The organism is Caballeronia sp. M23-90, assembly GCF_053574605.1.
In genome coordinates this window covers 1-18,484 of record NZ_JBSIPA010000024.1, presented here as the reverse complement: position 1 = coordinate 18,484, position 18,484 = coordinate 1, and the positions used below count along the sequence as shown (strand labels likewise).

21 protein-coding genes are annotated in these 18,484 nt (G+C 56.4%); 15 read left to right on the top strand and 6 right to left on the bottom strand.

The window, feature by feature from the left end:
- Positions 1-145: 145 nt before the first annotated feature.
- Positions 146-565: a hypothetical protein gene (locus ACRXB1_RS04655; protein WP_449491261.1), complete on the bottom strand. Its 420-nt coding sequence runs from the start codon at positions 563-565 to the stop codon at positions 146-148.
- The gene (locus ACRXB1_RS04650; RefSeq protein ID WP_449491260.1) at positions 562-807 is read right to left on the bottom strand and encodes an H-NS histone family protein; all 246 of its coding nucleotides are present in this window, start codon (positions 805-807) and stop codon (positions 562-564) included. The genes ACRXB1_RS04655 and ACRXB1_RS04650 overlap by 4 nt, the downstream gene beginning before the upstream one ends.
- A gap of 59 nt (positions 808-866) precedes the next feature.
- On the opposite strand from ACRXB1_RS04650, the gene ACRXB1_RS04645 reads away from it, so the two are divergent.
- The 14 genes from ACRXB1_RS04645 (at position 867) to ACRXB1_RS04580 (ending at position 11,817) form a co-directional block, all read left to right on the top strand.
- Positions 867-1,616 carry a lytic transglycosylase domain-containing protein gene (locus tag ACRXB1_RS04645; protein WP_449491259.1) on the top strand — a complete coding sequence of 250 codons (750 nt, stop codon included), beginning with the start codon at positions 867-869 and terminating at the stop codon, positions 1,614-1,616.
- On the top strand, positions 1,617-1,907 hold the full coding sequence (korA, locus tag ACRXB1_RS04640; protein ID WP_449491258.1) for a KorA family transcriptional regulator: 291 nt from the start codon (positions 1,617-1,619) through the stop codon (positions 1,905-1,907). It begins immediately after the preceding gene.
- A complete protein-coding gene (locus ACRXB1_RS04635; protein ID WP_449491257.1) occupies positions 1,904-2,194 on the top strand; it encodes a TrbC/VirB2 family protein in 291 nt (96 codons plus the stop codon). Before korA ends, ACRXB1_RS04635 begins: the two co-directional genes overlap by 4 nt.
- A 50-nt stretch (positions 2,195-2,244) precedes the next feature.
- The gene (locus tag ACRXB1_RS04630) at positions 2,245-2,556 is read left to right on the top strand and encodes a VirB3 family type IV secretion system protein (protein WP_449491256.1); all 312 of its coding nucleotides are present in this window, start codon (positions 2,245-2,247) and stop codon (positions 2,554-2,556) included.
- The gene (locus ACRXB1_RS04625; RefSeq protein ID WP_449491255.1) at positions 2,556-5,162 is read left to right on the top strand and encodes a VirB4 family type IV secretion/conjugal transfer ATPase; all 2,607 of its coding nucleotides are present in this window, start codon (positions 2,556-2,558) and stop codon (positions 5,160-5,162) included. The genes ACRXB1_RS04630 and ACRXB1_RS04625 overlap by 1 nt, the downstream gene beginning before the upstream one ends.
- 10 nt (positions 5,163-5,172) lie before the next feature.
- A complete protein-coding gene (locus ACRXB1_RS04620) occupies positions 5,173-5,856 on the top strand; it encodes a type IV secretion system protein (RefSeq protein WP_449491254.1) in 684 nt (227 codons plus the stop codon).
- A gap of 1 nt (position 5,857) precedes the next feature.
- Entirely contained in the window at positions 5,858-6,079 is a 222-nt protein-coding gene (locus ACRXB1_RS04615; protein WP_449491253.1) for an EexN family lipoprotein, read from the top strand.
- Between the two features lie 8 nt (positions 6,080-6,087).
- Positions 6,088-7,203 carry a type IV secretion system protein gene (locus ACRXB1_RS04610; protein ID WP_449491252.1) on the top strand — a complete coding sequence of 372 codons (1,116 nt, stop codon included), beginning with the start codon at positions 6,088-6,090 and terminating at the stop codon, positions 7,201-7,203.
- 90 nt (positions 7,204-7,293) lie between these two features.
- Positions 7,294-7,482, top strand: coding sequence for a hypothetical protein (locus ACRXB1_RS04605; RefSeq protein ID WP_449491273.1), 189 nt, complete (start codon positions 7,294-7,296; stop codon positions 7,480-7,482).
- Positions 7,472-8,194: a virB8 family protein gene (locus tag ACRXB1_RS04600; RefSeq protein WP_449491251.1), complete on the top strand. Its 723-nt coding sequence runs from the start codon at positions 7,472-7,474 to the stop codon at positions 8,192-8,194. Before ACRXB1_RS04605 ends, ACRXB1_RS04600 begins: the two co-directional genes overlap by 11 nt.
- Position 8,195: 1 nt before the next feature.
- Entirely contained in the window at positions 8,196-9,098 is a 903-nt protein-coding gene (locus tag ACRXB1_RS04595) for a TrbG/VirB9 family P-type conjugative transfer protein (protein WP_449491250.1), read from the top strand.
- Positions 9,095-10,267 (top strand): type IV secretion system protein VirB10, encoded by a 1,173-nt coding sequence (virB10, locus tag ACRXB1_RS04590; RefSeq protein ID WP_449491249.1) that lies wholly within the window; start codon positions 9,095-9,097, stop codon positions 10,265-10,267. The genes ACRXB1_RS04595 and virB10 overlap by 4 nt, the downstream gene beginning before the upstream one ends.
- A gap of 46 nt (positions 10,268-10,313) precedes the next feature.
- A complete protein-coding gene (locus tag ACRXB1_RS04585) occupies positions 10,314-11,276 on the top strand; it encodes an ATPase, T2SS/T4P/T4SS family (protein ID WP_449491248.1) in 963 nt (320 codons plus the stop codon).
- The gene (locus tag ACRXB1_RS04580) at positions 11,194-11,817 is read left to right on the top strand and encodes a phospholipase D family nuclease (protein WP_449491247.1); all 624 of its coding nucleotides are present in this window, start codon (positions 11,194-11,196) and stop codon (positions 11,815-11,817) included. The genes ACRXB1_RS04585 and ACRXB1_RS04580 overlap by 83 nt, the downstream gene beginning before the upstream one ends.
- Before the next feature lie 208 nt (positions 11,818-12,025).
- On the opposite strand, the gene ACRXB1_RS04575 is transcribed toward ACRXB1_RS04580, so the two are convergent.
- The 4 genes from ACRXB1_RS04575 to ACRXB1_RS04560 form a co-directional block, all read right to left on the bottom strand.
- A complete protein-coding gene (locus ACRXB1_RS04575; RefSeq protein ID WP_449491246.1) occupies positions 12,026-12,619 on the bottom strand; it encodes a hypothetical protein in 594 nt (197 codons plus the stop codon).
- 88 nt (positions 12,620-12,707) lie between these two features.
- Positions 12,708-13,124 (bottom strand): hypothetical protein, encoded by a 417-nt coding sequence (locus tag ACRXB1_RS04570; protein WP_449491245.1) that lies wholly within the window; start codon positions 13,122-13,124, stop codon positions 12,708-12,710.
- A 589-nt stretch (positions 13,125-13,713) separates the two neighbouring features.
- Positions 13,714-16,266 (bottom strand): hypothetical protein, encoded by a 2,553-nt coding sequence (locus ACRXB1_RS04565; protein WP_449491244.1) that lies wholly within the window; start codon positions 16,264-16,266, stop codon positions 13,714-13,716.
- Positions 16,259-17,905: a hypothetical protein gene (locus ACRXB1_RS04560; protein ID WP_449491243.1), complete on the bottom strand. Its 1,647-nt coding sequence runs from the start codon at positions 17,903-17,905 to the stop codon at positions 16,259-16,261. Before ACRXB1_RS04560 ends, ACRXB1_RS04565 begins: the two co-directional genes overlap by 8 nt.
- Positions 17,906-18,242: 337 nt before the next feature.
- Between ACRXB1_RS04560 and ACRXB1_RS04555 the strand changes: the two genes are divergently transcribed.
- Positions 18,243-18,484, top strand: a 242-nt coding sequence (locus ACRXB1_RS04555; RefSeq protein WP_449491272.1) for a transposase, incomplete at its 3' end; no start/stop codon positions are given.

Sequence of the window (18,484 nt, the reverse complement as noted above, 5' to 3'; positions counted from 1 at the left end):
ATCCTAGTGCTGCATAGCATCACACGGGCGGCATAGTCAAGACGGTGACCATGCTGCTTCATCTGCATAAGATAAAGACAACATCACAACCCGTACGACGAAGGTGTCGAACCGCATCGAATGGCCGCGTACGAATTGACGTGATTTAGGCTCGATTGCCGCGCAGTCTGGAACGCATACCGGTCATCCCTTCCAGCAGTTGCTCATGGCACATGACCAATGCGGTAACGAACACAAGTGCACTTCCGGCGACCAGGAAAAGCCGCACATGTCGCCAGTGGTCGAAATATTCGAGGCCCCCGCTGATTAGCACGGCAATCGCGCCAAGCCGCGCGAGCAGGCGTAACGGCTGGCCAACGACCGTAAGCATGGTGATCAACATGGAACAGCACGTCAAAACAAGCAAGCGTCCCACAGCAGCGGTGCTGCGAACTATTGCACGGCACAGTGCCGGAATGACTGCGAGTAAGAATTTCGAAATCGACGCTCTTACATCCGTGTCGGTTTGTGCGACAGAAGCCTTTTTCCTATTCGCATCGAGAGGTATCACCTTGCCCATCGTCATTCCTCCGGTTTTTCGATTTCGAAATCCACGAGTAGCTTGCCCTGCTCGAGGTAGGTTCGCAACCACTCAGGGCGCTTGCCGCGCCCTCCCCACGTGTTGAAAGGGTTAGCTGGGTCGCGATAGCGCGGTTCGCCTTTGGGTGCTTTCTCAGCGCCGCTCGGCATGAAGACGAATTCGTCGCTCGTGCGCCCCGATGATTTCGTGTCGGCTGCCTTCTTCGTTTCGTCCTTCTTGCTTGACACGGCGAATTTTCTCTCTATGATAAGTATTAATCTTCGAAATTGCAATTTCAAGGGTTAACATGACAACGTTAGTCACCATCCCTGCTTCGGCCATCTTCGCTCTTGGCGCGCTTGCGCCGACGGCAGCCAAGGCAGCGGTATCGGCAAGCGTGCTTAACCTGGCCAAGCAATGTGCCCCGAACGTTCATCCGCTCACGATGGCATACCTAGTGGCGCACGAATCCCACAACAATCGGCTCGCGATCAATGTGAACGGCAATTATCACCTACCGAAACAACCCGAAACCGAAAACGAAGCGGCGGACGCCATCAGATGGCTTGATGCCCACGCGATGAATTTCGATGTGGGTTACGCGCAGATTAACTCGGCGAATTTCGCCCGCCTCGGAACGAGCGGTGAGGGTTTATTGTCCCCGTGTGAAAACCTTCGAGCATCAGCGGCGGTCCTGACGGATTGCTACGCGCGGGCGGTCCGCATGCTCGGCGAAGGCCAGAACGCGCTACGCCATGCGCTTTCCTGTTACAACACCGGGTCACAAACGCGCGGCTTCGCGAACGGATACGTTTCGAAGGTGATTGCCCAAGTGCGACTCCTACAGATCCCAGCCTTGCTGGATGACCGTGCCAGTACGGAGAAAGAGGCGCAACTCCCTCCCAGCGTAGATCACGGAACGACGAGCGATGACAATGGCAGGAGCGCCGGCGCTTCTGTGGCATCGGCTCCCAGCCCCCGTCATGACTCGGACGCAGGAGCGTTTTCAACGCATGACCCCGGCGCATTCGGCGCTGAAAAACCGGAGTCTCCATAGATGCACGTGTTTCTGATTCCCCAAAAACAGCTTGAACACGTTGTTCAGCAGCAGAGGCTTGTGAGCGTCTCAATCCAACGGGTGGAACTGAAGAAATGGCTTCCATTGTTTCAGGTGAAGGACGAAACGGGAAGAATCGTCACCTGTTCGCTGCGACTTCAAGCCAGCGAGGAGGCCCGCTATTGGGCCGATTTGCGACTCTTGGCCGAGTGGCTTCGAGAGAAATGTGGTGTTGAGCGGTGTGAGTTGGTCATGACGGATTTCAATTTGAAAACTGGAGAGAAAACATGATGACGAGAGCGCAACGAGCAGGAATGGCAGGGACGATGATTCTGGCCACGCTGGTATCCAATGCGGCGTCTGCCGCTGGCGTCGATACGGGCACATCCTCGATGACGTCGATAACGACTTGGATGATGACGTGGATTCCGCTATCAGCGGTCATCCTGATCGTCGTTTCCGCGATTGCATGGATCGCGCACCTGATTCGAATGGACTGGGCGGTCCGGTTGGTTGTCGGGCTGATCGTGGTTGGGTCGGCTTCCTACATTGTCGGACTATTTGGGCTGACAGCCTAAGTTGGGCGTGATCCAGCGAATTTGCTTATTTAGTACCCTAAGGACTACTTATGGCATCCGGAAAATTCCCGCTCTTCAAGGGCGCCACGAGGTTACCCACGTTTCTGTACGTTCCCCGAACCGCGTTCTTGCTCACATTCATGGTCTCGGGCGCAAGCTTCATGCTTGTCCACTTCTGGGCTTTCGTGATGTTCGGTTTTTTGTGGTTCCTCGAGTTCTGTATCACCAAACACGATGACCGTATGTTTCGAATCATCGGGCTTGCGTTTCGAACAAAAGTGATGAATTGGGTGGATTCCCCCTTCTCATCAAAGTGGGGCGGATCAAGCTACTCCCCGGTCGATTACAGGGTGAAAAAATAATGGCCGCGACCGTCAGAAACGTCAAAAAGGTTCGCGCGTTCGAAAGCGAACCAGCGTTCGTCAAATACCTGCCGTACTCGTACCACGTCACAGATCACGCGATCAGCACCATCAACGGCGAATATTTGATGGTGTTTAAACTTCGCGGCCGCACGCACGATTGCGCGTCGAACGCCGATCTCGTCCATTGGCATCGTGATTTGAACAATCTGTTCAAATCAATCGGCAACGAACACGTGAAGTTCTGGACGCACCTGCACCACCGAGAGGTGACTAATTTTCCGGAAAGCGAATTCGCACTGTCCTTTCCCCGGCAAGTCGACCGCAATTATCGGAAGAGTTTCGACAACTTCCCGTTGATGGTCAACGACCTTTACCTGAGCGTTGTGTACAACCCGGTCGGAGACCTCACCCAAAAATTCCTGGCGCGTTTCGAGCGACCGTCGCATGTCGAGTTGGATGACATGCAGACGGAAGCGCTTGCTTCGCTGGAAGACATCGCCTCTCAGCTGCTTGGCGCGATGAAGCCGTACGGCATCGAACGTCTTGGTGTGTATTACAGGGATCAGCGTGGCAGTCGGATCGCGGGCGAAAGCGCTGATGAGGGGGACGACCAAGTCGATACCGATGATCTGCTTGCCGATATCAGCAGCGTTTCAAATGCTTCCGCTTCCACAGAAACCGGAACTCAGTTCGTATTTTCTAGTGCGCTGGAATGGCTCGGCTTTCTGGCCAACAACGAAGCCTCCCCAGTACCCGTTTGTCGCGACCGCATTCGTAGTTATCTCATGATGAACCGCCCAGTCAGCTCCATGTTTGGCGATGTCATGCAGATTCGTGGCGAAGAATCGGATACATACACGGCCGCCGTCGAAATTCGCGACTATCCTGAAGAAACCGAACCGGGCCAGCTGAACCTCTTAATGGAAGCGGACTTCGAATTTTTGCTGACCCAATCGTTCTGCTGCGTTTCCTCGATGGCCGCGAGCGTCTTTTTAACGAACCAGCAAAAGGCGCTGCTGGAGACGCGCGACAAGAGCGCGTCGCAAATTCGGCAAATTACGGATGCGAACGACGATGTGGTGTCGCGTCGCTTCATCATGGGTTGGCATCACGCCACGGTCCATGTGACGGCCGCCAGCGCCAAAGCCGCGCAAAAGCTCGCACGCAAGGTCCGCGTGATGCTCAATCAGTGTGCGATCAGCGCCAGTCCCGTGGGACTGGCATCGGAAGCGGCGTATTACGCGCGCCTTCCCGCCAACAACGTGTTTGCGCCCCGCCCTGCTCCGATCAATAGCTGGAATTTTTTGTCGTTTTCGTCGTTTCATAACTTCATGTCTGGAAAGCCGGATGGCAACCCGTGGGGGCCAGCCGTCTCGTTATTCAAGACCACATCGGGAACACCGCTCTTTTTCAACTTTCACTCGACGCCTGCCGGCGAAAACTGGCTCGGCAAGCGCCCTGCGGCCCACACGATCATCCTCGGCAAGACAGGGGCGGGAAAGACGACGCTCATGAATAAGCTGTTGTCGGACGCCAGCAAGTTTAGTCCGCGCATGGTCTGCTACGACAAGGATCGTGGGATGTTCCCGCTGATAATGGCGCTTGGTGGCCATTACACGGTGCTTCGAGACGGAGAGCCAACTGGCTGGCAACCTCTGCAACTCGAACCCACGCGCGCCAACATCCTGTTCGTTAAGCGCTTGGTGCGCCTCCTTGCTGAGACATCGCTAAACGGGCCACTGGACCACGCCGACGTGGTGAGCCTGAATGAAGCCGTTGACGCCGTCATGGGCGGCGACGCCAGCGGTGACGCGCTGATTCCCCACGAACAACGCACGCTGACTGCCGTTGCCCAGCATATTCCGAATCCGTACCGCACCAACCATTCTGACAGGCCAACTCTCGCTTCGTTGCTCGAACCGTGGCTTCGAGGCAGCGAGCACGGCTGGCTGTTCGACAACGACGGCGACGCGCTCGACCTGGCTACACACAATATTTTTGGCTTCGATCTTTCAGATTTCATCGTCGCACCTGGAGAAAAGTCTCCTGTTGCCCGGACACCCTTGCTCATGTACCTCCTGTATCGCGTCCGTAAGTCAATCGATGGAACGCGGCGCTTCATGCAAGTTTTTGATGAATTTGCCCAGTACCTTGATGACCCGATCATGGACGTTGAAATCAAACGCGGATTGAAGACCGACCGGAAGAAGGACTGCGTCTATGTTTTTGCAACGCAAGAGCCGAACGACGCCCTCGACAGCCGGATCGGTAAAACCATCGTCCAGCAGTGCATCACGAAGATTCTTCTCGAGAATCCGGACGCTGACCCCGACGACTACATCAAAGGGCTAAATCTGACGGTCGCCGAGTTCGAAGCAATGCTCTCCATCCCCGAGAATAGCCGCCAGTTCCTCATCAAACAGGGCGGTAGCTCCGCGCTTGCTGAAATGATGCTGAAGAACATGGACGAGGAAATCAGCGTCTTGTCGGGAACACCCGACAACAGCGACAAGCTACAACGCATCATCGATCAATTGGGTACGACCGATCCGGATGTATGTCTCCCTGTCTATTACGGCGCCGTCGCGCGCAAATCCTCATAAGGAGATAGTCATGAAACGGCTTGCTTTTGTCATCGCCGCATCTATCGCTCTCTTACCCTCCGCCCATGCGATCGATGTCACGATCAGCCCGGCGGAACTCACTCAAATGGCGTCACAGCTGACGACAATGAAAGCGGAGTTGCAACAAGCTCAGCAGCAATACGTGGCGCTCACAGGGTCGTCACATATCGGCTCGATGCTCTCGGGCGATACCTCGCTCCTCCGGGGAAACCTGCCGTCGAACTGGAACCAAGTGTATTCGGACGCCATGAATAGCCATTCAAGTATCAGCGGCTCGGCGTCCTCGATTCTTTCCTCTTTCCAGGGGCAAATCAACGGCATGGGGCGTACTGACGCATTGACCTTCATCAACCAGAAATTGGAAGAAAAAGGTGCGACGGATCGAGCAATGGGTATGCAGTCGTACGACAACGAGATGGCCGAGCTTAATAATATTCAGGCATTGACAGACCAGATCGACCAGACCACCACCCCAAAAGAAATTATGGACCTGCAGGCTCGAATTCAAACTGCCCAGGGATCGATTCAAGGCGAGCAAGCGAAGCTTCGCCTGATGGCAATGCTTCAACAATCACAAGACAAGCTATTGCAGCAACAACAAGCGCTTGCTGTACAGCGCTACACGATCGGCACCAGCGCCGACGACAACACGACCCCTGACCTTGGCAACTGACATGATCAAAAAAATCTATTTGCTTTTTGCCCTTCTGCTTCTGGCCGCTTGCAATCAGGCGTCGAACGTTCATACGGAGCGCACGCGAGATTGGTACATGCAGCACGATGCGGAGAGGAAAACCCGTGTCCCAGAGTGCCAAAACGATGCAGCTCAAATGGCCTCGCCCGACTGTCAGAACGCAGTCGCCGCGCAGTCTCAAATCACGGTCTTTGGAAAATAGGACAGGTCATGGCAGCGACGTTCAATGGAACATCCCAGATGTTCACCTACATCGATCGGGTGGTGACCGACTTCGTCGCTGCAAACCTGAGTGCAATCATCTCTGCGATAACGCCAGTGATCGCCTTGGGCCTTACCATCTCGTTGACGCTGGAAGGCCTGTTTCTCATGGCGCGACCTGGGCAAGAGCCTCTCACAAGTCTCGTCGAACGATTCGTTAAATACGCTATGGTGATCAGCATTGCCAGCGCTGGTGGGTGGTACCAAACGTCGCTTGCGAATGTCGCGATGAAAACACCCGATGAATTTGCCTCCATCCTAATTATCGACAACTCATCGGGAAGCAACCAGCAAAATCAGATCTCGAGCGTCATAGACCAAGCGGTCGATAACGGCCTGAACGTTGCGAAAGTCGCCTTTACCAACGCGAACATTTACTCAGGTGCGGGGATAACGAGCGGTCTGCTCGGTGCGACCACCTTGTTCTGTACTGTCTTAATGTGCGGGATGGGAGCCGGCTTGATTTTGATGGCCAAATTCCTGCTTGGCATAACGGTCATCTTCGGCCCGGTATTTATCTTCGCCTTGCTGTTCAAAGGAACGTCAGAACTGTTTGGTCGATGGCTCGGGACCGTCATCAACTACGGAATGGTGACCGTTCTTGTAGCGGCGGTCTTTGGACTATTGATGCACTTCTTCTCGGCTGCGATTTCCGCAGCCGCAAAACCAAATAGCGACTCGCCAATACTGGTCGCTGTTGTCACATGCGGCCTGATCACTGTCGTGTCCTTTTTCGTAATGAAAGAGGTACCGCACATGGCGCACGCCATGGGCCACGGTGTGTCCGCCGACATATTCAGGCATCTCAGACGTTCAACGCAACCGCACGGTCAAAAGTCAGCGGAGGCGTCCAGTAGCGGTGGAACGGGCAGTTCGGGCGGCTCAACGAGCCCGCCGCCAAGTAATGCGGGGAGCAACAGTGCGAGTAGCAACAGCGCAAGCACCAACAGCGCTAGTAGCAAAAGCGCGAGCAGCAAAAGCGCCAGCGGCCAAAACACCGCCTCCAGCTCCGAAAGCGCAGATGGCTCAGGAATGCAGGGGTTTGCAAAAGGGTCACGCAATTGATCATCGACGCCACCGGGAAACGTATTAATCCTTGATATTGCATTTTCAAGGATCTACTATAAATTCATTCTTGTCCATCTGAGAGTCGTGATGATCCGCCTATGCAGCACAGCCGGCCTTTTATTGGCCTTTGGACTTGAAGGATGCGCGAGCGGTCCAAAGCCAGCGCCGCAGCCCGACATGTCACATCTGGTTCCCGTGAACAAGTCGGTGCCGAACGAGCTGGCCGGACAGCAGATCGTTCTGCCAAATGCGGGAGCCAGCCAAAGTGAAAAGTGAATCTGCCCTCGCACCCATTGCTCGCGCTGACATTGAGAAGTACCGCGCAGAGCGCCGCGGCCTCGAAGTTGACTATCTCGACGAAGTCCTGGAGTCTAGAAAGCGCGCCTGGATCGTCGCAACTGGCTTCGGCGTGCTGGCGGGCGTGTGCGTCATTGCGGTCCTCGGCGTCGTGCTGCGATATAGCCAGCCCATTCCGGAGCACATGCTGACGATTAACAAGGATACCGGGGAAGTCCAGGAGGTCTCGGTTGTTCGGGGTGAGAAGACCTACGGCGACGTGGTCGATAGCTTTTGGATCGCGCAGTACGTGGTTCATCACGAGTCGTACGATTTCTATGCCGCGCAAGGAGACTATGACGCCATCGGCCTCATGTCGACCAACGATGTCGCCGACGAATTTCGGGTGACGAATGCATACGGGACATCCGCTGCAGTCGACAAGCGGTTGGGGGACTCAGAGAACACGCGCGTTCACGTCACGTCCGTCATCACCGATGCCGCGCACGGCGTCTCGACGATCCGCTATACGACCACCAAGAAATACCGCACCCGGCCTCTTCCCGAGCCGCCGCAATATTGGATTGCAACAATTGGGTATCGCTACGTGGTGAGGCCGATGACGGCTTCGCAGCGTTACATCAACCCGCTGGGTTTCCAGGTAACCAGTTTCCGCACAAATGCGGAATCTGCTGGTCGCGTTGGGGGATGACATGGCAATCAAATCCCTTTCGCACCTGGGCATCTTGATCGCGGCCGCGCTTGCGTTCTCGTCTCCCACGTTCGCCGTATCACCGAAGACAAATTCACCTTACGACTACCGCATCAAAACAGTTGTCTATAACGCTGCGGACACCGTACAACTGAATGCTGTCACAGGCATTCAGATCCATATCAAAGTTGCGCCCGGTGAGAAATACGTGACGCACGCCTTTGGCGACGACGCGGCGTGGGAGTTCTCACACAAGCTCAATCATTTCTTTATCCGGCCCAAGGCCGAGCTCAGCGACACGAATCTCACTATCGTGACAGACAGGCGCGTCTACAACATTCTTCTGCATTTCATCGGAAGCTACAAAAGGAAAGACGCTGACGGGAAGGTGATGGACGCTTTCATCGCGAACCCGTGGTCGATGAAGCAGGCAACCGTCGAGCTCAACTATCGGTACCCGATGGATGATGCGGCAGCAACCGACCAGCAGCGCAATGATCAGCGGATCAACGACGCGCTCGCACGTGCAGACCGCCAAAGCCCAAAAAATCTGAGCTACGAAAGGTCGAATGAGCCAATAGCGCAGGACATTGCCCCGGTCAACACGTGGGATGACTACCGCTTTACCTATTTCAAGTTTCCGGCAAATGCAGAGCTGCCCACGCTTTTCGTTATCGGCTCGGACGGGAAGGAAAGCACGGTAAACACCCACGTCGAAGGTCCCGACCACAACATCATCGCCGCACAAATGGTGGCGCGCGAATGGCGCGTGCGTTCTGGAGACAAGGTCGTCGGCGTTCGCAACGACGCTTTTGATCCCTCTTTGGGAGGCAACCCCAGCGGAGTCGTCGTGCCCGGCGTGTCCCGCGTGCTCAAAGCCAAAGATAACGGGAGCGACGAATGAAAGGCCGCGACGTAGATATTGACCGCCTTGTCGACGACGATCATAGGATAGATGATGGACGCGAAAGTCTCGGCACGATGGGCCGGCGGCGCATACCTGGCGCACGAGCGTTCGTTGCGTTCATGTGCTTGATCGGCGTGGTTCTCATTGGCTTCATGTTGTGGCGCGCATTTCACCCGGCGAAGCCGACGGATGATAGTGCAGGCAAGCCCCAGATGATGACAAACGCCCTGCCCAAGTACGACTTCAATGCATCCCCGCTCGGCGCGTCCGCAAGTTCACCGGCTAGCAACGTTTCCGCAGGAAACACCGACGCTTCGGGCGCGGCCAACCCGCCGACGGCGCGACCCGCAGTTAATCAAAAACACGTCGCGTCGCCCGAAGAAATAGCGTCTGCAAGGCGCCTGGGCCAAGGGAGCGGCTCGTCGGCCGGCAGTGCAGGCGGCGATCAGCCTTCGGAATTGCCCTTGTCGCATGTGGCTGCGCGAGCGGAACCGAGTCGTGAGAGCGCGGGACTCGCTTCGAAGATGACCTCGGCACCGACTGAGAGCGCAAGAGCCTCGATGCTTAAGCACGCGAGCCTGACGGTCCCGGCCGCCACGATGATCCCGTGCGGCAACAAGACAGAGCTCGACACGACCGTCCCGGGAATGGTTTCCTGCCAAGTGAGCCGGGACGTCTATTCGGCAGATAGCAAAGTGCGCCTTATCGACAAGGGCGCGATCGTCACGGGCGAGATATCTAGCGGCATCAAGCAGGGTCAAGCTCGTGTCTTTGTGCTTTGGACGCGTCTGCGCAATCCGGACAATGTCGTCGTCAATATCGACAGCCCTGGAACCAACCGGCTAGGTAGCGCGGGCATCCCGGGACAAGTGGATACGCATTTCTGGGATCGATTCGCAGGAGCCATGTTCATCTCGGTTTTCTCTGACGTCGGGCAAGCGCTCGTGCAGGTCGCGGCAAACTCGGCAAATCACGGCGGAGGAAACACGCAGGTCAATCTCGATAACACGAGCAACACGTCCGATTCGCTTGCTCGCGAGGCACTTCGCGCGTCGATCGACATTCCTCCGACGCTGTACGACCAGCAAGGCGACGCCGTATCGATCTTCGTACGACGGGATCTGGATTTCAGTGACGTGTATGGGTTGAGCGCAGATGGTAGTTAGCCCTGTACCCCGCTTTATTGCTCGCGACGCGTCGGTGCTCGCTACCTTGGCCCCGCTGGCACCGTATCTTGACGATCCCAAGGTGTTTGAAGTACGGATCAATAAGTTCCGCCAGGTGGTGGCCGTGACGACGACCGGGCGCGTCCTGCACGACAACCCCGCTATTTCGGAAGCGTATCTCGAAAAGCTCACCAATACGCTTCTCAGCTGGAACGGACTGGGCAGACGTCCGATCAACAACGTGATGCTTCCTGATGGCTCGCGAGGGATTATCTGTTGGCCGCCCGCCGTTCTTGAAGGAACCGTGCTCATCGCAATCCGGAAACACCTAGCGATCAACAAGTCTCTCGAGGCCCTGCGCGACGAGGGCAGATTTCATGGCTGGCGGCGTAAAACACAAGCGGATCTGACAACGCTCGAACCGTTCGAAGAAGCATTGCTTGCCCGTCTCGAGTCGGACGACCTCGTAGGTTTCCTTCGCTTGGCCGTGACGAGCAAAAGAAACATCGCCGTGTCGGGTAAAACAGGCTCCGGGAAATCAACCCTCACCCGAACGCTGCTGAACGAGGTCCCCCGTAACGAACGCGTTCTGCTGATGGAGGACGTTCACGAGGTAGCTTCCGAAAATCAGGATGAAGTGGGCTACATGATGTACGGAAGCCAGGAGGGCCGAATATCGGCCGCGGAATGCCTGAAGGCATGCATGCGGTTATCTCCTGACCGCATTTTTATGACTGAACTGCGCGACGACGCTGCATGGGATTATCTGGCCGGTGCGAACACCGGACATCCAGGTGGCATCTTCTCGACACATGCAGACAGCGCGGCCACCACACCAAACCGTATTGCAACGCTCGTCAAAGCGTCGGAGGTCGGCCGCTTGCTCGACTACAACGTCATCATGAAAACGATCAACACGACGTTAGATGTCGTCGTATACATGGAAGATCGCCAAATCAAAGAGGTTCTCTATGATCCCGTTTTCAGGAAGCGACAACTCGCAGCATAGACTTGCGGCTACAGCGACTCGCCTCATCCTTGCGCTATCGATTGGGTGCTCGTTGATTGGGTGTCCATTTTCAGGCTCCGTAACTGCGGCGACGGTCCAGGTCGGGTTCTCGCCCGAGGGCAGCGCGCAAACCCTCGTTCTCGATGTCATCCATACGGCGAAGCATGATATTCGCATGATGGGGTACGACTTCACGGCACATGACATCGCGCACGCGCTCGTTGATGCGCAGAAGCGCGGCATTGACGTAAAAGTGGTCCTTGATGCTCGGAGCAATGATGGCCGTGCAAGTCTTGCAGCGATGAACGCGTTGGTGGACGGCGGGGTCGGGCTTCGAACAATTGATCGCTACAAGCTCCAGCACGACAAAGTGATTATCACTGACGGGCGGACGGTAGAGACCGGTTCTTTCAATTACACGTCATCGGCGGAGCAATCAAATAGCGAAAATGCTGTCGTCATCTGGAATTTTCCGGAAGTGGCGTCCTCTTTCCTGAGGCATTGGCAAAGCCGCTGGGACCAAGGCCAGCGCTACCAATAAGCGTATTGAGCCATCGAGCGCGCCGGCGAGTGATTGAGCTATCCGTGTTATGAGAAAACGCAGGCCGGGGCTAGGGCGCACCAGACGAATGCTGGCAATGGAAGCCCGCTGATTCGTGTTGTCTCTATTCGGCCAGTTGCGGTCACTTGCCCATCCCGCAATGCTACGTTTGAAAGGGCGGCTTCGACCTGAAACCTGCCGCATGGACTCAACGTTCCGAGTCAATATTGAACCAAGGCCTTAGATGCCCTACGAGTTTGTCTTCGGCATAGAAGCGTTCAGCGACTGCGTTTTCCGAGAATTGATCACAGAAGGAAAAACCGACGCATTCTTGTATGAGACCCTGCGGGTCAGACTCGGCCGGAAAAACATGCTCAATGCCAAACCGCAATTGACACGACGTGGTCCTAGCCTTTCCCTTTAAGTTTCCCGATAGTGTTTGATGTGCGCGCCCCGTAGTCCCTCGCATCAGGTGTTGACTGAACCGCTTCTTCAAGTTCGTTGCTTTGCCTACGTACAAGCAGGGGTACGGAGCGTCGTCCGGCCACCAATCATGGTAATGCACATCGACAGGTTTGCCCCCGGGTCCCTTCAGGACGATATGCCGATTTGCTTCCATCAGCCGTTGCCGTCTCCCCGTCCACCAAAACGCATAGACCCCCGCTCGTTCCGGCAGGTAGATGGGCCCACGGTCGACATCGGCTATATCTTTCACCGCGCGAACCGAAATCGCCGCCAGCATCGCTGCTGTTAGCAATTGCCACGCAATTTGGATTTCCCCCGCTCGATTTTTGTCGTTCATGATTTTTCCTACTGTTTGCTGCGTCGGATTGCTCGTTCAGGTATCCGCAATCAGACGGGCAATTGAGAATGATCAATGCCTCGATGGCTTAGTAAACGCGAATCACGGATTTGGGATTAGGATCCGGCGCGAAGATGATGCCGGACATCGGGCAGACGATCGTGCCCATCACTACGACGCGTTCGTCGGCATACGACGCGAGTTGCATATGGTCTCCGACGTTCATGTTCCAGATCATGATGGTGCGGACCAACTTGTGATCGCAAGGTGAGATCTCCGGCTGATCGAGCACGATCTGCGTATAGTGGCCGGATGCGGTCACGTCGTGTCCGACCGTGACCCGACCGGTGACGAAGATCACTTCATCCTCGGGCATCACTTTAGACAGAGACCCCGCGGCATGGACACTGGCCAACCATAACGTTGTGATGAAGGCTATGGTAACTTTCTTCATAATTTCCCTTTTCTTGGATTTGGTGCCAGCCGCATGCGCCGCGGTAGGCACGGCGCATCCTTCGCGATATATGCGTCTAACTCAGTGAGGTAAGCCTCCGGCGTTGTCGGAGGCCTATCCAAAGTTTGGCCTTTACGAATCGGCGTGAATTCCCTATCTCCGCCAAGAGAAGAAGATTCACGATGAAAGAGTACCAAAGCCTGGGCAATATCGGATGAGACGCAGAACAAAATCTGGCCCCATGCCGCAAAGCCGCGAACTTGCCAAAGACCTGATCCAGCGGACGGCTGCTGTAGTCCGAAAAGCGCCCCACGGGCCACAACTTGGCGACCGGCAGCAACGGGTCGAACTGAGCTGTTAGCGTCAAACAGAAATCGGCCCTGACCGGTCGGTGACACAATCTGGACTGCTCAAGAGCGGCGAGCGTCCATATGATAAAGCGGCATTTGATAATCCGCCGGGCGAGCTAACTTGCCCTGAGGCCTTGGTGGCAATTTAGATTTTTAGATTCGATGGCTGTTCACGCCGCTGCCACTGGCACAGCGAATGCATTTGCTTCACCTCGGCAAGCTAGTAAACAGCGCAAAGAGCTTTGTTGGCGCCTGACGCTTCTGGCTATACGTGTTGCGGCGGCGGACCGTCAGGACACCGCTTCCGGCTGGACCGCCATGACGAAATCGTGCTTGAAGGACCGGATGGACCCGAAGTCCCAGAAGCCGACCAGTTCGCCGTGAAGCTCCGCGACGACGCGAGGATAGCTGCAGTCTCCCACGATGCAACAACCGCCTACCTCGATTCGCGGCGCATCGGACAAGTCTCTGCTCCAGAACCGGCCAAACTCGTTGGTGAGCCGAATCCATCTGTCCGCGCGCGCGGCATCCAAAGGATTGGGCCTAAGCGTCGCCGCGGTGTACCGTCTGAGTTCGTCGCTCGCGACGTCGTCGCCGGCAACAGGTGGCGCGAGGGCGAGAAACATCGCCTTGGCGCGCAACTGTTCGTTCTGACCGTTCGGGTCGAACGCGTCGACTGACAATTCCGGAACCTTGTCGCCGACACTCCATGCGAGCCACAACAGCAAAACACGGAGCTGGATCGCTTCCTCGGTTTCTGCTTGAGTGTCGTCCGTTAGCGTGTCGATGAGCCGCGTTTTGGAATTGAACAAACACCGCATAGAATCGTCCAGCAAGCGACGACGATCGGCCTCGGGAACAAGCAGTGCGCGCGCCAATCGCCAACGGGGCAAGCGCTCGATACGCACCAGCTCTTTCACGAGCGAAAGTACGGCGATAAGTTGAACGAGCGCCCGCGCCTTGGCGTCGGGTTGATCAGCCTTCGTGAGCTTAAGCAGCATCCGGTTGATAAGGTTGGTCATTTTTTTGGCGATGCGCTGTGCGATCTCCGCATCTTGGAGGGCCTGAGCCTGAGCGTCAATGTACGGCGTGTCGTCAGATTGCTCCAGTTCGTCTTCCTGATTGACTTGTTCTTCCTCGGTTCGGCCTGACCTGTCGACAGGTACGGTTGGCTGCATCTGTAGCTCCCCGCCGATTTTGCGGGTCAGGAGGTCGATCAACGTGACAATATCGGCGGATTCGACTAGACGACGACGTTTCCTGGCCTGACGGAGTTCGCTGACGCTGATTTCAAATGTATCGGGCCGTCCGCCACTCGCTGTGCCGGCTTGCGCCGATCCACGCCGCGATCGCACTTCGCCCTGCACTTCTTCCTCGGCGGCCGGTTCGAAGATCGCATGTTCGACCGCCTTGAGCATCTCCGAAATGGTCTCACCGGACGGGTCCAATGCACCGAGCGCATCGCGAACCTGACGATGCGAAGATTGCATCGCCGCCGTCAGCAAATGCGGGTGCGCGATCATCGCCCTTGCCACGCGCTCGCTACCTAGAAACAAGTCACACGCGCGGACCAGCTTGATGTCGATCGACACGGGAACACTCAGAAAGTCTCCCTCTCGAGTGACGGCGATATTCGCTTGAATCACGTCCAGACTGTCGCTCAAGAGTCTGGCACTGCTAAGTTCGATGGCCGGCCCTGGCGTTGCGATTCGTAGTTCGTTGGGGCTTGCCGCCACACCTATCCAGAAGCGCTCGGCAGAATCATCAGTCGCGCGTATTTCAGCAACACTTCGTGCAGCCGCGGCCTCGAGCTCGCCGGCCGAAAGCGCTGGCAATGTAAACATGCCGGACAAACCGAGCATCTCAAGCGCGGCCTGCGCGTCCGGGCCCATGCGCATCAGCACCGCTTCGACATTCGCGCTGTTTCGATTGCCCATCCATGCCGGGCGGCTGGGGTTGGCGCTTCCGGAGATCAGTGCGTTTCCATCGTCATGCCTCTGCTCCAAGTAAAGCACTTTTGCGTGCAGGTACTTGTCGCCGCGATTGCTGGCGTTCGTCCAGAGAAGCCTCGCGTCTACGAAACGCGCCTGCACCTCACGCATGCTTGGCAAATGCACGGTTTCCGGATCGATTGCGACAACCACGTCGGCCTCTGGCCAGCGTTCGTGCAGATGTGCGACGAAAGCCAAGTCGCTATCAAAAAACGCTCCGGTTATCCCAATCCTGCGAACTTCGCCTTTCACACGCGCGCTGATCTGCTCGATGAGCGACGCTCCTCCCGGGCGTTGATGCAATGCGATGGTCGTCGTGGCCGCGCCTGGCGATGAGAGTTGCGTTAAGCTTTTGGAGAAGGAAAGCACCGCTTCGATTAATGAGGGCGGCACATGCTCGCGCGCGAGTTCGATCCACTCGCGCACCATCTGCCACACCGAGTCTAGCAGCGCGGCGCCTTCCTGGTCCTCACGGTCGGTCACCTGTACCCAGTTCGTGATTTCACGGTTGTAGCCAAATCCCGACAGCGTCAGATTGTGGCTGCCGACAAGAACCGCCGCCTTTTTTTTACCGGCCAAAATACAGATCTTCGGATGGAACGCCCCGGGCACACTGACTGGCACGAGCGAATACGCCGTGCCTGCAAGCCTTGGACGGGTCGCTTCGGATTGCCAACTCAAACTGCATTGCGCGTGATCCATCAAGACGATGTTCTGCTGACAGCCTGCCGCCACAAGACGACGCAGCACGACCTCCTCGTAGAAGGGCAGACTTGCGTTGAACGATGTGATCAGCGATGCGTCGAAGCCGCCTTGCTTGATGACATTCAAAAGGGAAATCGAATCAAACACTGACGCCCTCCATCAACTTCTTACCTTCCGCGCTCAACGACGTCTGTTTGTGGTCATCGCGTACGACCGCGCCTATGTCCATCAAAATCTGGAGCGCCTGACGAAATCGCGGTGTGGTATTGGACGGTGCAGGTATGTTTCCATCCGTCAGTTGCAAACCGCGCTCGGAAGGACGGAAGCGAAACGTTGCCGAACTCGTGCGATGAAGTTTGCGCAGCGATACACGCAAATGCGTATTCATGCACCATGTAACGACGTCATAGACCACGTCGCCTGTTGGCATCTCGCGCCAAGCCGCGGCTTTGTGTCGGAAAGTATAGAGATTAATGGGGTAATCCTGCAGCGCTTGTGGCGTGATCGCAAGCCCTTCGTAGGGCGCGCGATTTAAATCATCGCGAATTGCAAGGATCGCGAGCACCCGCATGGCCGACGCGAGCAACGTAGAGTCGCTTGCGCGCCCCCAGGATGACACCATATATTGAGCCAGCGGCATCTCATGACCGTCCGCGGACCACTCGCCGAGCGCTGGCAGTGCGAATGCGATGTTCGATAGCCACGCGCCGAACGTCGCGCAGCCCGTGTCGGCAACAAAGCCAACCACTTGATCCGATTCCTCGAATGCTTTCGCGAAAGCCTCGACCGTGTCGTGTACATAGCGCTCGCCCACGGTGTGCGGGGACAATTTATTCAAAGCAAGCCCGAAGATCGTCTGAACCGCGACTGATAGCAGATCGTTGCGGACGTAGACGGCCCAGTTCTCTCTAGTGGATGCCAGATCCGCCTGGACGTTCCAGATCGTACCGCCAGGCAGCGCGTTGCCATACACAGCGGCGCGGAATAAGTATTCGGAAAACTCGAGACCGGGCGGCAGATTGTCGATGAGGCGCTGGATCAGCGCCAGCGAACGCTTGCGCTGAGTGCCTTCTTCGCCGTACTCACACTGCCGGTCAAAATAGATGTCGGTGAGCTGCTCGCGCTCGCTCGATCCCGCGTCTCGAAGATGACAAGGGCAAAACGCATGCAGCTGCCGGAGGCCGGTGTCAGCGACCTCACCACGCTCGAGGATGTTCCAGAAAAGGTCTGCCGGGACCGACGCATCGAAGGCTTCGGCAATTGGCTTGCCTACTTCCTTGGTGAATCGAAACCACGGTTTTTTTCCACCGTCCAGCACCCGCAAGTCGGCGAGCGATCCCGCGTAATACTGCGATAGCCCACCCATGCGATTCATGAAGTATCGATCTTCTGAGTCGTTGGCGGTGAATCTAACGAGTTTCAGTGTCTCGCCGTTGAGCACTCGGTGGGCCGCACTGACCAGCTTCTGCCGACCGACCATCGCTGCGCCATGGCGCTCGCTGATCTTGTCGGTGCATTGCGCGTGGTGTTCGGCGATCAGCGTGAACAAACAATCGGCCCGCCGAAAACGTTCGACGAACGATTCTTCATCTTTGTCATCAGAAAAGCGTTCAGAGAGCGACCATATAAGCCACGGATAGAAGGAGTAATAGCGTGCCCGGTCGGTGACGTTCGTGATACCCGGCAACAGCTGGCCGTAAATAAGAACGCACGGCGCCTGTGCGCCGAGGTGATCCAATCCGCCGATGGAGTACGGAGGTTCTACCCACGCGGTGTCGACTTTCAATTTTTTCTCACTTGGTGGCCGTTTTCTATTTGAAGAACGGAGTGGCGTGGCATGCGCAACTGGTCCGCTCTGTCTGCGTGATCTTCGATTCGCCGAATCCTTCTACTTTATCGGCAGACTTTTTGAATTCTAAAGGCCCGGTGGGCGCGCGCGAAGCTGCGGGTTGAGCGTGGCGAGACTCGGCGTCTCTAGCGGAGTGATGTCCGTATTCATTCGTGGGCGCCATGCCCTAAACGATGATGTTTTAACAGGCTGGTGAAATACCTCGTGTGGCGGTCATCCGGGACGTGGGCGTAAACGTTGAACTGATGTCATCAATGAGAACGAGATGGAACAGATGCGCGGACCGGATGGCTTTACCGAATCTATGTTCACAGTGTTGAAGCTGGATGATTTCGTGTCGAAGGACCATCCGTTGCGTCCGATTCGCACGTGGCTCAATGACGCGCTTAAACGCATGGACGATGTGTTCGCGCGGATGTATGAGGCGGACGTCAAAGGAGGCCGCCCGAGCATCGCGCCGGAGAAGCTGGTGCGCGCTCTTTTGCTGCAGGTGCTGTACTCAATTCGTAGCGAGCG